Source organism: Nocardia cyriacigeorgica, assembly GCF_010858045.1.
Taxonomy (GTDB): domain Bacteria; phylum Actinomycetota; class Actinomycetes; order Mycobacteriales; family Mycobacteriaceae; genus Nocardia; species Nocardia cyriacigeorgica_E.
On record NZ_JAAGVC010000005.1, the window covers coordinates 214986 to 229181 of the forward strand.

Genomic DNA, 14196 nt, shown 5'->3' on the forward strand with positions numbered 1-14196 from the left:
ATCAGCGGGCGGCGAACGCGGTTTCGTGGACCGTCAGCCACTGCACGGCCGGCTCGGTGCCCGCTCGTGTCACCACCGCGGTCACTCGACGGCGCGAAATCGCTCCGGCATGGTGGTGTGATTCCAGGAATCGCACCACCACAATGTCGAATTCCTCGGCGAGCTCTTCGAATTCGCTGATATCGATACGTAGGCCCGGACTGGTATTGCGGGCGGCGCGAAGGCCGTTCAGGAGTTCGGTTCGCCGAAGGATATCGCCGGCCGTGGTCACCATCGAAAACGATTCGTGCTGTGCCGCGGCGAATCGATCGAATACCGAGTCGGGCGCTTCCGAACCCAGCCAGGCGGCGAGGTCGTCGTGTAGTTCTCGGACGGCGGCTTCGATATCGGTGCCCATTCGGTATCCATTTCTGCACAGGCGGCGGTGCTCGACGACGGGAGCCGCCGCCGCGAGTCGCTGCGCGGGTGAAAATGCGCAGAGGCCGGGTGTGGTGGCACCCGGCCCCGCTCGCTACTGCGGCCAGCCTCCGTACGGGACGGTGATCAGCTCCATGAAGTGCCCACTCGGGTCGAGGAAGTAGATGCCTCGGCCACCATCGTTGTGGTTGATCTCGCCCGGACGGCGCTGGTGCGGATCGGCCCAGTACTCCAGCCGGTAGCGCTGGATCTTGTCGTAGGCCGCGTCGAATTCGGCTTCCGACACCAGGAACGCGTAATGCTGGGGCTGGATTTCGGTGATGTGCGGTGGGACATTCGCGAAATCGAAGGTGACGCCGTTACCGGTGGTGACCGGAATGAACGGGCCCCATTCGGTGCCGATGTCCACACCCAGAATGTCCGCCCAGAATTCGGCGGACACCCGATTGTCCTTACATCCGACAATGGTGTGATTGAACTGTACTGGCAGGGGAATTTCTCCTCGAGTAGTGACGGTCCCGACCCCGGGCTCGGTACAAGGCGGCCAACGGGAGCACCGTCACGAGAGAACACATTAACGTCTGATCCGCGGCGCTGCCAAGTCCCGATTTCGGTTGCGGCACCGCGCCATCCGGCGACTGTGACCGGGCCCGCAGGTGCGGGCGCCGACCGCACCGCGCCGGAACGTTAGGCTCGGCGGAAACAGCCGGACGAGAAGTAGGGAGACCAATCGTGACCGCACCGATTCGGGTGGGTGTGCTCGGCGCGCAGGGCAAGGTCGGACAGGCGATCTGCGCGGCGGTCGAGGCCGCCGCCGATCTGGAGCTGGTCGCGGGCGTCGACAAGGATGATCCGCTGGAGAAATTCCTGGAGACCGGCACCCAGGTCGTGGTCGACTTCACCCATCCCGATGTGGTCATGGGCAATCTGCAGTTCCTGGTCGAGCACGGCATCCACGCCGTGGTCGGCACCACCGGCTTCGACGCCGCCCGCCTCGACGAGGTGCGCGGCTGGCTGGCGGGCAAGCCGCACGTCGGCGTGCTGATCGCGCCGAATTTCGCCATCGGTGCGGTGCTGTCGATGCGCTTCGCCGAGCAGGCGGCGCGGTTCTTCGAATCCGTCGAGGTCATCGAGCTGCATCACCCGAACAAGGCCGACGCGCCGTCGGGCACCGCCTACCGCACCGCCGGGCTGATCGCCGAGGCACGGGAGAAGGCCGGCGTCGGCCGCAGCCCCGACGCCACCAGCACCGAGCTCGACGGTGCGCGCGGCGCCGACGTCGACGGCGTGCGGGTGCATTCGGTGCGCCTGGCCGGACTCGTCGCGCACCAGGAGGTGCTGTTCGGCACCCAGGGCGAAACGTTGACCATCCGGCACGACTCGATCGACCGGTCCTCCTTCGCGCCCGGTGTGCTGCTCGGGGTGCGCCGCATCGCCGACCGCCCAGGACTCACCGTCGGGCTCGATCCGCTGCTCGACCTGTGAGCGCACCGGAGCCCGCCGAGGCCGGGCCGAGCCGGGACGTGATCAAGATCGTCGCCATGGTGGCGGCGCTCGTCCTGGTGCTGGTCTTCTACTTCCTGTTGCTCGGCAAGATCGCGTTCAGCCTGATCGGTTCCGGTGACGGCGCCGCCATCGCCATCGGCATCGGCGTACTGATCCTGCCGCTGCTCGGCGTCTGGATCGTCTACGCCACCGTGCGTGCCGCGCTCGCGCACCAGCACCTGGCCCGGCGCATCCACGACGAAGGCCTCGAACTGGATGTGTCGCAGCTGCCGCGCCGGCCGTCCGGCCGCATCGAACGCGCCGCAGCGGATGAGCTGTTCCTGAAGGTCAAGCAGGAATGGGAAGCCGACCCCGACAACTGGCGGGTCTCCTACCGGCTGGCCCGCGCCTACGACTACGCCGGCGACCGCGGCCGCGCCAGGGCCACCATGCGGCGTGCGGTGGAGTTGGAACGTCACGAACGCGCGCAGCGCGGATAGACCCCGGGATACCCTCGTCGTCGTGGCGCGACTGTTGATCATCCATCACACCCCGTCGCCGTTCATGCAGGCGATGTTCGAGGCCGTGGTCTCCGGCGCGACGGATCCGGAGATCGAAGGCGTGGAGGTGGTGCGCCGCGCAGCCCTCGCTGTCACACCGTCCGACGTGCTCGACGCCGACGGCTATCTGCTGGGCACGCCCGCCAACCTCGGGTACATGAGCGGCGCCCTCAAACACGCCTTCGATGTCATCTACTACCCGTGCCTCGATTCGACCCGCGGGCGGCCGTTCGGTGCGTATTTCCATGGCAACGAGGGCACCGAGGGCGCGGAAAAGGGCGTCACCTCGATCACCACCGGGCTCGGGTGGGTGAAAGCCGCGGACTACCTGGTGGTCTCGGGCAAGCCGAGTAAGGAGAACCTGGAAGCCTGCTGGGAACTCGGCGCGACGGTCGCGGCGGGCCTGGCCCCCTGACGCGCCCCCGAATATTGGTGGCTGACCACGCACGGCTTCGGCGGGCATACTGCTGAAGAACCAATTGTGCGGTCCGCGGTGGACCGGGTTGCTCGGGATGGGAGTTGTCGAGGTGACGTGGGCCGAAGGGGTCGAAAGCACTCCACGCCGGATAGGGCTGGTCGAAGACCATGAATCGGTCGCGATCGGCTTGGCGGCGATGCTCGCCCCGCATCCCGATCTCGACCTGGTGGCGACGGCTGGGACCGTCGCGGAACTGCTCGCCGATCCTGCCGTAGCCGATCCGGTGGATCTGGTGGTGCTGGATCTGCGGCTGGCCGACGGGTCCACGCCCGAAGACAATGTGCGTGCGCTGCGTGAGCGCGGCATGGAGGTGCTGGTGTTCACCGGCGCCGACAACGCCTTCCTGGTGCGTTCTGCGGCGCGTGCGGGTGTGCTCGGCGTGGTGCGCAAATCCGAGGATGTGCCCACCGTCGTGGCCGCGGTGCGCCGGGCGGCCTCCGGCGAGCAGGTCGTCACCACCGACTGGGCCGCCGCCATCGATGGTGATCCGCAGTTGTCGAGTGTCGGTTTGAGCCCGCGTCAGGAAGAGGTGCTCACCCTCTACGCGTCGGGGGAGAAGGCGTCGCGGGTGGCTCGGCTCACCGGCCTGTCGGAACAGACCGTCAACGACTATCTGGGCCGGATCCGGCAGAAGTACGCCGACGCGGGCCGGCCCGCGCCCACCAAGACCGACCTGTACAAGCGCGCGGTGGAGGACGGATGGCTGCCGGTCCCCGAGCGGCATCCGCGCCCGTGACCGCGTCCAGCTTGCTGGACACCGCCCCGACCGCGCCCACCCCGCTCGACCGAGTTCGCGCGACCCGCTGGTGGCGCGGTCTGGCAGCGGTGTCGCGAGACCGAGCCGCCGACGGCGCCTCCGAACGCATCCTGCGCCGGTTCGGTTTGGTCGTGGGGCTGGCCGGAGTGATCGCCGCCCTGGTCGAACTGCCCGAGATCGCCGACCAGAGCCGCGATATCGCCCCCGGCTGGACGATCACCGCGGTGCTGCTGGCCTTCGGCATGTTTCCGGTGCTCGCCTTCGTGTCCATCGGGGCGCCGCCGCGGACCATCCGGCTCGTCAGCGGTGCGGCGGCGGTCAGTTTCCTGGCCGCGATGGTGGTGATCATGCTCGCCTACTCCCAGCCCACCGAGGCCGTGGGCTCGGTGTGGGTGTATCGCGTGCTCGCGCTCGGCGTGCTCGCGGCGGCCCTGGCATGGCCCACCGGGCCCGCGATCGGTTACCTGTTCGTCGGTTCGGCGCTGTCGGCCGTGGTCAATCTGTTCGTGGTGCCCGATGTCTCGGCGTTGACCACGGCGGGCGATTTCGCGCGGGCGGCCGGATTGTGCGCGCTGTTCCTGTGGTGTGTGGTCTACGCCAGGGAGGCGGGCATCCGGGTCGACCGGGAATCGGAGGTGGCAGGCCGCCGGGCCGCCGCCGTCGCCGGCGCCGCCGCGCGCGACCGGGAACGTGCCCGGTTCGCCGCCCTCATCCACGACGCGGTGCTGTCCACCCTGCTGGACGCCTCCCGCGGCGGCACGGAATCGCCGGTGCTGCGTCGTCAGGCCGAGCGCACCCTGGAACAGCTCGACGAATCGCGCGCGGGCAGCACCGATCCGGACCATCTGGACGCGCAGTCGGCGATCGGTTTCCTGCGTTCGGCAGTGCACGAGGTGAATCCGGGCATCGAATTCACCGCCCGCCGCACCGCCGGATTCGACGATCTACGCCTGCCGGTGACCGCGGCGAGCACGATCGCCGCCGCCCTGGCCGAGGCCGCGCGCAACAGCCTGCGTCATGCCACGGTGCCGGGCCGCGAGGTGCGCCGCAGCGTCACCGTGACGGTCAGCGCCGGCGGTATCCGCACCGAAATGCGCGATGACGGCGCCGGATTCGATCAGAATGTGGTGCCGGTTGACCGGCTCGGCATCTCGGTGAGCATTCTCGGCCGGATGCGTCAGCTGGCCGGTGGCGCCGCGTTCGTGGAATCGCAGCCGGGCGAGGGGACGACGGTGACCTTGGTCTGGGGTGGCGATGGCTGAGACGAGCGCGGATTTCGGACTGCGCGATCTGCTCGGCCTGCGCGGTGCCGCGGGCTGGCTGTTCCTTGCCATCCTGGAGCTGACCATCGTGCTGTACATGGTCCGCAACTTCAGCGAGGCCTCGCCCGTGCCCGCCACGGCAGCGTTGGTGTTGCTGGTGGTGGCGGGCGTCGTGGTGCTGATGGCGCCGCACGAGCCGCTGCCCTGGCCGGCGACCGCCTACATCGTGATCGCCGGACCGCTGGCCACCGCGTTGACCACCTTCGACGTGCAGGAGTACGCGTCGAGTCAGGTGTGGACGGCTTTCGCGTCGTCGTATGTGCTCGCCGTGCTGGTGCTGCGCGGGCGGATGGGCGTGGCCTGGCTCGGCGTCGCCGGAGTGGCCGTCGTGGTGGCGGTGGTGGGTGCGGTGGCAGGGCTCTCGGCCGGGGTGATCGTCGGCTCGATCGTGCCGGTCGCCACCGTAGCGGGCGTGTCGGTGTGTGCGTTGATCATGCGGCCCACCCAGCGGTCGCTGCGGCTGCTGCGCGAGGAGGCCACCATGCGCGCGGCCGCCGAAGCCACGATGGCCGCCGAGAACGGTGAGCGCGATCGTCAGCTGGCCCGGCTGGACAAGGTGGCGCGCCCGATCCTGGAACGCATCGCCGACGGTGTCGAACTCACCCCGTACGAGCGCGAACAATGCCGGCTGCTGGAAGCCGAACTGCGCGACGGGCTGCGGGCGCCCCAGCTGGCCACCGACGAACTCAACAGCGCCGCCCGTGGTGCTCGCGCACGCGGAGTGGAGGTGGTGCTGCTCGATGACGGCGGATTCGACGGAGTGCCGCGCTCGGTGCGTCGTCGCGTGATCGAGGCGGCCATCCGTGAGCTGGACGCGGCCAACGCGGGCTCGGTGACCGTGCGAATCCTGCCGACCGGTCGCCGCATTCTGGCGACGGTGCTGGCGAACGCGCCCGAGCAGGACCGCCGCACCGAGATCGATCTGGCCGGGCAGGTCACGGTCACCACCTGAGCTGCCCCGGCAGGAATGTGTCGTACCCGCATGGCAGGGTGCGGGTATGCGGACGATGAGTGCGGCGGCGGCGCGGCGGACGGCGCTGGCGGCGCAGGGCTTCGGTAGACCAAGGCCGGCCAAGGCGACCCGACGCACCGTTTCCGGTGTGCTCGGCAGAACCCAACTGCTGCAAGTGGATTCGGTCTCGGCAGTGGTCCGGGCGCATTACGCACCGGTGTTCAGCCGAATCGGCGTCTATGACCGCGGGCTGCTGGACGAGGCGGCCTGGCATACCGACACCCGCCGCCCACGCACGCTGGTCGAGTACTGGGCGCACGAGGCGGCGCTGATCCCGGTCGAGGACTGGCCGCTGATGCGCTGGCGCATGCAGCGCTACCGACATGGACGCTGGGGCGGTGCGCGTGCCGTTCTCGAACGCAACCCCACGCTCGGCAAAGACATCCTCGACGTCATCGCCGAGGTCGGCGCCGCCAGTGCCGGCGAGGTGGAACGCCATCTGGAGCTGGACAAACCGCGCCCGCCGGGATCGTGGTGGAACCTCAGCGACACCAAGATGATCTGCGAGCAACTCTTCGCCGCCGGTGAGCTCTCGGTGGGCCGGCGGGTGGGCTTCACCCGCCACTACGACCTCGCCGAGCGGGTGCTGCCCGCCGCGGTGTTCGAGCGAACGGTCGGCGAAGCGGAGGCCATCCGGGAACTGGTGCTGCGCGCGGCCACCGCACTCGGCGTCGCCACCGAGCCCGACCTGCGCGATTACTACCGGCTGGCCGGCGCCCAGACCAAACCGGCCATCGCTGACCTCGTGGACGCCGGCGAGCTGATCCCGATCGAGATCGCCGACTGGGGCGCCCCTGCCTACCTGCGAGCCGGTGCCACCACGCCGCGCCGGATCAGCGGCGCCGCCCTCCTGTGCCCCTTCGATCCGCTCATCTTCTTCCGGGCCCGCACCGAACGCGTCTTCGGCTTCCACTACCGGCTCGAGATATACACCCCGGAACCCAAACGGGTGCACGGGTATTACGTGTTCCCGTTCCTGCTGGACGGTGAGTTGGTCGGCCGCGTCGACCTGCGTGCCGAACGTGCTGCCGGGCGTCTGCTGGTGCCCGGCGCGTTCGCCGAACCCGGCCGGTGCGATGCGCACACGGCGCAGGCGCTGTCGGCGGCGCTGCGGGAGATGGCCGACTGGCTCGAGCTCGACGATGTCGTCATCGGCGAGCGCGGGGATCTGGCGCCGCTGCTACGCGCGGCGAGCTGAACCGAGGGCCTCAGTCCTCGCTGGAACGGGTATCGCCGGTGCCGGGCGAGGCGCCACCGCTGTCGCGGGCCGAGTCGCCGGTGTCGCGCGAACCGCCCGCGTGCGGGGTCGGGCCGCCGGTGCTCCGTTTCGGGCCGCCGTATCCGCCGTAGCCGCGCATCTGATCGCGCAACGCCCCCGACACCACACCGGACATCCACGAGTTCAGCGATTGCCCACTCTGTGCCGCGGCCTCCTCGGCACGCGACTTCAGCTGTTCCACCAGACGCAGGGTGACCCGGCTGATATCGCCGGTCATCTCCTCGAAAGTGGGGTGCTCGGAGTCGGTGGCCGAATTGTTGCGGACATCGGCCGTGACGTTCGTGCCGTCCATCGAGACATGCACGGTGCGGTCACCGAGCGCTGCGCTGACCTCGGCGGCCATATCGGACAGCGCCGACAACAGCACCAGCCGCGTCGAACTCTCCACGGCCGCGGCCAGGGCGGCGGCCGTGGCCTGGGTTTTCTCGTCGCCGAGAGCTGCCGCTGCGATCAGATCGGCGCGGAGTCGGGCGGTGTATGTGTCCAGATCCATGACATCAGTGTGACGCCAAAGGTGATGTCGTTCAAGCAACGATTTGGCGTCACCGCGACGCTATGAGACGGGTATCATGTGCCCGGCGTCTCCGAACGGCGACGAGGGTGTCGAGGGTGCATCCCGGACCGGGTAGCCTTTCTGACCATGACGAACGGTGAATCGACGCCGACACCGCGGTGCGAGGCGCAGGCCCGGAGGCGGCAGCATGCGTAACCACCCAGGGCCCGGCAGCGCCGGCGATTCGAGTCGGCTGCGTGCCTCCGGCACGGTCGGCGTCGCGATGGTGACCCCCTTCAGTGCCGAGGGCAAGCTCGACGTCGATACCGGCGTCGCGCTGGCGGCCCGCCTGGTCGACCGGGGTGTCGACCTGCTCGCGATCTCCGGCACCACCGGTGAATCGCCGACGACCACCGAGTCGGAGAAGGCCGATCTGCTGCGTGCGGTCGTCGACGCCGTCGGCTCGCGCGCCACCGTGATCGCCGGCGCCGGCACCTACGACACCGCGCATTCGGTGGAGCTGGCGCGCAACGCGCAGCGGGCGGGTGCCCACGGTTTGCTGGTCGTGACGCCGTACTACTCGCGGCCCACTCAAGAGGGCCTGATCGCACACTTCACCGCGGTCGCCGATGCCACCGATCTTCCGGTGACCCTCTACGACATTCCGCCGCGCTCGATCGTGCCGATCGCCTCCGACACCATCCGACGCCTGGCCGAGCACCCGCGCATCGTCGCGGTCAAGGACGCCAAGGGCGATCTCAATGCCGGGGCCGAACTCATCGCCACCACCGGCCTGGCCTTCTACTCCGGCGACGACACGCTGAACCTGCCGTGGCTGTCGATCGGCGCGACCGGATTCATCAGCGTCATCGGCCATCTGGTGCCGGAGCGGCTGCGCGAACTGGTCGACGCCTACACCGCCGGTGACGTGGTCCGCGCCCGCGAAATCAACGCAGGCCTGGTCCCGTTGAACGCCGCGATGGCGCGGCTGGGCGGGGTGGCCATGTCGAAGGCGGGCCTGCGTCTGCTCGGCATCGACGTCGGCGAGCCGCGATTGCCGCAGCTCATGCCCGGTCCAGATCAGCTCGACCTGCTCAGCGCCGATCTGCGCGCGGCCGGAGTGCTGGGATGACGGCCCCGCTAGGCCGTCGTCCCCGCCGTTCCGCCAGCCGCGGCGCCGGCCCGGCCGCGCCGCGTCCGCCGCAGCCGCCCGCCGCACCGGAAAAGCCCGCTGACACAACGCCTCCCGCGCCGAGCGAGGCCGAGGCTCCGGCCGCGCCCGTGCAGCAGACCGCGCCCGAGCGGCCCGCACCGGAAAAAGCCGCGCCGGAAAAGGCCGCGGCGCCCGCGAAGACCACCGAATCTCGTACCGGACAGGACCGTCCGCGTAAGCAGGGCCGGTCCCGGCAGGGTGGGCGTGGCCGCGGCGATCAGTCCGCGCCGCAGCCGGATCCACGGGCCGCGGTCGCTCCGCAGGATCGCCTCGGCACGCCGCCGAAGGCGCCGAGTAACGGCCTGCGGGTCTTCGCCCTCGGCGGCATCGGCGAAATCGGCCGCAACATGACCGTTTTCGAGTACGGCGGCAAGCTGCTCATCGTCGACTGCGGCGTGCTGTTCCCGGAAGATCAACAGCCCGGCGTCGACCTGATCCTGCCGGACTTCCGTCCGATCGAGGACCGGATGGACGACGTGGTCGCGGTCGTGCTCACCCACGGCCATGAGGACCACATCGGCGCCGTGCCGTTCCTGCTGCGGTTGCGGCCCGACATCCCGGTCATCGGATCGAAGTTCACCCTGGCGCTGGTCGCCGCGAAATGCCGTGAGCACCGCCAGCATCCGAAGCTGGTGGAGGTCACCGAAGGCCAGCACACCACGCACGGCCCGTTCGGCTGCGAGTACTTCGCGGTCAACCATTCGATTCCGGATGCGCTCGCCGTCGCCATCCGCACCCCGGCCGGCGTCGCCCTGCACACCGGCGACATCAAGCTCGACCAGCTGCCGCTGGACGGCAGGCTCACCGACCTGGCCGGATTCTCCCGCCTCGGCGACGAAGGCGTCGACCTGTTCCTGGTGGATTCCACCAACGCCGAGGTGCCCGGCTTCGTCACCCCCGAACGTGAGATCGGCGGCGTCCTCGACACGGTGATCGGTAAGGCCAAGGGCCGGGTGATCGTCGCCTCCTTCGCCAGTCATGTGCACCGGATCCAGCAGGTGGTCGACGTCGCTCAGAAGTACGGGCGCCGCATCTGTTTCGTCGGCCGGTCCATGGTCCGCAATATGCAGATCGCCCAGGATCTGGGCTATCTGACGGTGCCCGACGGGATCGTCGTCGACTTGGATCAGGCCGCCACCCTGCCCAGCGACAAGCTGGTGCTGATCTCGACCGGTTCGCAGGGCGAACCGTTGTCGGCGCTGTCACGGATGGCGCGCGGTGACCACCGCCAGATCAATATCCGCGCCGACGACCTGGTAGTGCTCGCCTCGTCGCTGATCCCCGGCAACGAGAACTCGGTCTTCACCGTCGTCAACGGCCTGGCCAGGCTCGGCGCCTCGGTGATCACCCAGCAGAGCGCGAAGGTGCACGTCTCCGGGCACGCCTCCGCGGGTGAGCTGCTCTACCTGTACAACGCGGTCCGGCCCACCAATGCGATGCCCGTGCACGGCGAATGGCGGCATCTGCGCGCCAATGCCGCGCTCGCGGTGGCCACAGGGGTACCCGAGGACCGCGTGGTGCTGGCCGAGGACGGTGTGGTGGTCGATCTGGTCGACGGCATCGCCTCGATCGTGGGCCGGGTGCCGGTGGGCCACGTCTACGTCGACGGCCTGTCGGTCGGCGACGTCGGCGAATCCACCCTGTCGGACCGCCTGGTGCTCGGTGAGGGCGGTTTCATCGCCATCACCGTCGCGATCGACGAGACCACCGGCAAGGCGGTGAGCACGCCGGAGGTCAGCGGTCGCGGTTTCTCCGACGATCCGACGGCGCTCTCGGAGGCCGCGCAGCTGGTCGAGAGCGAACTGCTGCGCCTGGCCGGGGAAGGCATCACCGACACCCATCGCATCGCCCAGGGCGTGCGCCGGGTGGTCGGACGCTGGGTGGCCGACACCTACCGGCGCCGTCCGATGATCGTGCCGACGGTCATCGGGGTCTGAATCTCGCGGCGAACCCGTCGGACGAGCACTCGTCCGGCGGGTTTTCTGTTGCCTGCCGCACGCCACGACGGTGTGTCGGCGTGTCCGATGTCGCGGTCCGGTGCATGATGAACCCCATCACCTGGGCATTCGCCCCGCTCATCCGCACAAGTTACAGGCGATACCAGTGTTGCGGATGGTCCAGATGGTGCGTTTACGGCTAGCCTGAGTTCATGGCAGGTAAGTCCCGCAGCACCACTACGACACGTGCGCGGGCGGGATCGGCACGGGGGCGGACAACGGCGGCCTCCAATCGTTCGGCGACGAACCCATCTCGTTCGGCGACTCGCACCGGTTCGGCCGGCCGTGGCCGCACCTCAGCGGCTCGCGGCCGCGCTTCGGCCGGGCGGGTTCGCGCCTCGGGCGCGCGACGTCCCGCGCGCCGCCGGTCCGACACCGCACCACTGGCCGTCATCGGGCGCGGGATCAGCGGCGGCTGGACCATGCTGGCGCGCGGGCTCGGAGCCACCACCCGCACGCTGAGCCGGGCGGGGGAGATCGAGCACGGGCACCGCCGCGACGGGATCGCGCTGGCATTGATCGCTCTCAGCGGCGTCATCGCGGCCGCGGTGTGGCTCTCGGCGGGCGGCCCGATCGGACACTTCGTCGAGGACGTGATCCGTGCGGTATCGGGGTCGGCCTCGGCGGCACTGCCGTTCGTCGCCGCCGGCATCGCCCTGGTGCTGATGCGTACCGAACCGCATCCGGAGATCCGGCCCCGGCTGGTGCTCGGCGGGTTGCTCGTGGGGCTGCCGATGCTCGGGCTCTGGCATATCGCCGCGGGCGCCCCGACCGACGCGCACGGCCGGTCGCGCGCGGCCGGTTTCGTCGGGTTCGTGGTCGGTGGCCCACTCACCGACGGGCTGACGGCGTGGTTGTCGGTGCCGATCCTGTTGCTGGCCATCGTCTTCGGTGTCCTGCTGGTCACCGGCACCACCGTGCGCGAGGTGCCCGCCCTGTTCCGGCACTACTTCGGCACCGCGAGCGGTGGCGACGAATACGACGATTACGACCCCGACTTCGCCTCCGGTGGCTACGACGCGGACGGCTTCCCGCTCACCCGCGGCGGTTCCCGTCGTCGTGGCCGCACACCCGAGGAGAACTACCCGACCGACGAGTTCGCCGGCTCCGACGCCGTTACTGAATCGCTGGGCGAACCGCCGCTGCGCGACGCCAAGCCGATCGCCACCGACGTCCCGGCCGAACCACCCAAGCCCAAGGCCAAGCCGAAGCCGGCCAAGGTCGTCGACCAGACTCCGCCGCCGCCGAAGGAACCGGAGTTCGTCACCGACCGGGTCATCGAAGGCGATTACACGCTGCCGCCGATGAGCCTGCTCACCGACGGGGAACCGCCCAAGAAGCGCAGCGCCGCCAACGAATCGATGATCGAGGCGATCACCGAGGTGCTGGTGCAATTCAAGATCGACGCCGCGGTCACCGGTTTCGTGCGCGGACCGACGGTCACCCGGTACGAGGTCGAACTCGGGCCCGGTGTGAAGGTCGAGAAGATCACCGCCCTCGCCCGCAATATCGCCTACGCGGTCGCCACCGAGAACGTCCGCCTGCTCGCGCCGATCCCCGGCAAGTCGGCCGTCGGCATCGAGGTGCCCAACTCCGATCGCGAACTCGTGCGCCTCGCCGATGTGCTCAAGGCGCCGTCGACCCGCAACGATCACCATCCGCTGGTGATCGGGCTCGGCAAGAACATCGAAGGCGAGTTCCTGGCCGCGAACCTGGCCAAGATGCCGCATCTGCTGGTGGCCGGTTCCACCGGCTCCGGTAAGTCGAGCTTCGTGAACTCGATGCTGGTCTCACTGTTGCAGCGGGCCACCCCGGAGGAGGTCAGGATGATCCTGATCGACCCGAAGATGGTGGAACTGACGCCCTACGAGGGCATTCCGCATCTGATCACGCCCATCATCACCCAGCCGAAGAAGGCGGCGGCCGCGCTGGCCTGGCTGGTGGAGGAGATGGAGCAGCGCTACCAGGACATGCAGGCCAACAAGGTGCGCCATATCGACGACTTCAACAAGAAGGTGAAGTCGGGTGCGATCACCGCGCCGCTGGGCAGCGAACGGGTCTACCGCCCGTACCCGTACATCTTGGCGATCGTGGACGAGCTGGCCGACCTGATGATGACGGCCCCGCGCGACGTCGAGGATGCGATCGTGCGGATCACCCAGAAGGCGCGTGCCGCGGGCATTCACCTGGTGTTGGCGACGCAGCGGCCGTCGGTGGACGTGGTGACGGGTCTGATCAAGACCAATGTGCCCTCGCGGCTGGCGTTCGCGACGTCCTCGCTCACCGATTCGCGCGTGATCCTGGACCAGCCGGGCGCGGAGAAGCTGATCGGTATGGGTGACGGCCTGTTCCTGCCGATGGGCGCGGGTAAGCCGACCCGCTTGCAGGGCGCCTACATCAGCGATGAGGAGATCCACGCCGTCGTCGAATTCACCAAGAACCAGGCCGAACCCGAGTACACCGAGGGCGTCACCGCGGCCAAGGCGGGGGAGAAGAAGGACGTCGACCCCGACATCGGCGACGATCTGGACCTGTTCTTGCAGGCGGTGGAGCTGGTGGTCACCTCACAGTTCGGTTCCACCTCGATGTTGCAGCGCAAGCTGCGGGTCGGATTCGCCAAGGCAGGCCGGCTCATGGACCTGATGGAGACCCGCAACGTCGTCGGGCCGAGCGAGGGTTCCAAGGCGCGTGATGTGCTGGTGAAACCGGATGAGCTCGAAGGGCTGCTGTGGTCGATCCGCGGCGGTGGGGACGAGCCGCCGCCGGAGGCCGAGGACTGATCGGTGCCCCGGTTCGGAAGGTTTGCTCTGGCCGAACCGCCGCGTGCGGTGCACGTGCGGGATCGGACGAGGAGTGACCTCCGTCGGAGCTCACCGTGGAGTCGAACCACGCGACCGGGCCTTATGAGAGCCCGGCGGCAACCTGCGTGAGCCATGGGCCGAAGGCTGGACAGCATTCGGCCCGCGTGCGCTCGGGAGGATTCGAACCTCCAGCCCTCTGAGTCGTAGTCAGATGCTCTGTCCGTTGAGCTACGAGCGCGAAGAATTACGCGGCAATGAATATGTGGCAGCAGGAGGATTCGAACCTCCGATGGCGTAATGCACCTGATTTACAGTCAGGCCCTTTCGTCCGCTCGGGCATACTGCCGCAATTTCTGCGCACCATTGATGTGCACACGAAAAA

Annotated in this window: 13 protein-coding genes and 2 tRNA genes; 10 read left to right on the plus strand and 5 right to left on the minus strand. The window is 69.0% G+C overall.

Translation table 11 applies throughout. The features are described from left to right. Position 1: 1 nt before the first annotated feature. Together GV790_RS07440 and GV790_RS07445 are read right to left on the minus strand one after the other, a co-directional pair. Positions 2-397 (minus strand): hypothetical protein, encoded by a 396-nt coding sequence (locus tag GV790_RS07440; protein ID WP_163811836.1) that lies wholly within the window; start codon positions 395-397, stop codon positions 2-4. A 114-nt stretch (positions 398-511) separates the two neighbouring features. Further along, positions 512-907 carry a VOC family protein gene (locus GV790_RS07445; protein WP_163812025.1) on the minus strand — a complete coding sequence of 132 codons (396 nt, stop codon included), beginning with the start codon at positions 905-907 and terminating at the stop codon, positions 512-514. Positions 908-1149: 242 nt separating this feature from the next. Between GV790_RS07445 and dapB the strand changes: the two genes are divergently transcribed. The 7 genes from dapB to GV790_RS07480 all read left to right on the plus strand — a co-directional run bounded on the left by dapB (position 1150) and on the right by GV790_RS07480 (position 7229). Further along, the gene (gene dapB, locus GV790_RS07450) at positions 1150-1902 is read left to right on the plus strand and encodes a 4-hydroxy-tetrahydrodipicolinate reductase (RefSeq protein ID WP_163811838.1); all 753 of its coding nucleotides are present in this window, start codon (positions 1150-1152) and stop codon (positions 1900-1902) included. Between the two features lie 56 nt (positions 1903-1958). After that, entirely contained in the window at positions 1959-2402 is a 444-nt protein-coding gene (locus tag GV790_RS07455; RefSeq protein ID WP_163812027.1) for a hypothetical protein, read from the plus strand. A gap of 22 nt (positions 2403-2424) precedes the next feature. Continuing rightward, positions 2425-2877 carry a flavodoxin family protein gene (locus tag GV790_RS07460; protein ID WP_280213446.1) on the plus strand — a complete coding sequence of 151 codons (453 nt, stop codon included), beginning with the start codon at positions 2425-2427 and terminating at the stop codon, positions 2875-2877. Positions 2878-2974: 97 nt separating this feature from the next. Next, entirely contained in the window at positions 2975-3676 is a 702-nt protein-coding gene (locus GV790_RS07465) for a response regulator transcription factor (RefSeq protein WP_163811840.1), read from the plus strand. After that, positions 3673-4959: an ATP-binding protein gene (locus GV790_RS07470; protein ID WP_163811842.1), complete on the plus strand. Its 1287-nt coding sequence runs from the start codon at positions 3673-3675 to the stop codon at positions 4957-4959. The genes GV790_RS07465 and GV790_RS07470 overlap by 4 nt, the downstream gene beginning before the upstream one ends. Next, on the plus strand, positions 4952-5971 hold the full coding sequence (locus GV790_RS07475) for a hypothetical protein (RefSeq protein ID WP_175585820.1): 1020 nt from the start codon (positions 4952-4954) through the stop codon (positions 5969-5971). Before GV790_RS07470 ends, GV790_RS07475 begins: the two co-directional genes overlap by 8 nt. Before the next feature lie 46 nt (positions 5972-6017). Continuing rightward, on the plus strand, positions 6018-7229 hold the full coding sequence (locus tag GV790_RS07480) for a winged helix-turn-helix domain-containing protein (RefSeq protein WP_163811846.1): 1212 nt from the start codon (positions 6018-6020) through the stop codon (positions 7227-7229). Positions 7230-7239: 10 nt separating this feature from the next. On the opposite strand, the gene GV790_RS07485 is transcribed toward GV790_RS07480, so the two are convergent. Continuing rightward, a complete protein-coding gene (locus GV790_RS07485; protein ID WP_163811848.1) occupies positions 7240-7803 on the minus strand; it encodes a hypothetical protein in 564 nt (187 codons plus the stop codon). A 208-nt stretch (positions 7804-8011) separates the two neighbouring features. On the opposite strand from GV790_RS07485, the gene dapA reads away from it, so the two are divergent. The 3 genes from dapA to GV790_RS07500 all read left to right on the plus strand — a co-directional run bounded on the left by dapA (position 8012) and on the right by GV790_RS07500 (position 13793). Further along, entirely contained in the window at positions 8012-8935 is a 924-nt protein-coding gene (gene dapA / locus GV790_RS07490; protein ID WP_163811850.1) for a 4-hydroxy-tetrahydrodipicolinate synthase, read from the plus strand. Further along, the gene (locus GV790_RS07495; protein WP_163811852.1) at positions 8932-10953 is read left to right on the plus strand and encodes a ribonuclease J; all 2022 of its coding nucleotides are present in this window, start codon (positions 8932-8934) and stop codon (positions 10951-10953) included. The genes dapA and GV790_RS07495 overlap by 4 nt, the downstream gene beginning before the upstream one ends. Positions 10954-11165: 212 nt before the next feature. Next, a complete protein-coding gene (locus tag GV790_RS07500; RefSeq protein WP_163811854.1) occupies positions 11166-13793 on the plus strand; it encodes a DNA translocase FtsK in 2628 nt (875 codons plus the stop codon). A gap of 186 nt (positions 13794-13979) precedes the next feature. Here GV790_RS07500 and GV790_RS07505 read toward each other — a convergent pair. Both GV790_RS07505 and GV790_RS07510 read right to left on the minus strand, forming a co-directional pair. Beyond that, positions 13980-14052 (minus strand) — tRNA-Arg (locus GV790_RS07505). A gap of 25 nt (positions 14053-14077) precedes the next feature. Then, positions 14078-14160, minus strand: a tRNA-Tyr gene (locus tag GV790_RS07510). Positions 14161-14196: the final 36 nt, after the last annotated feature.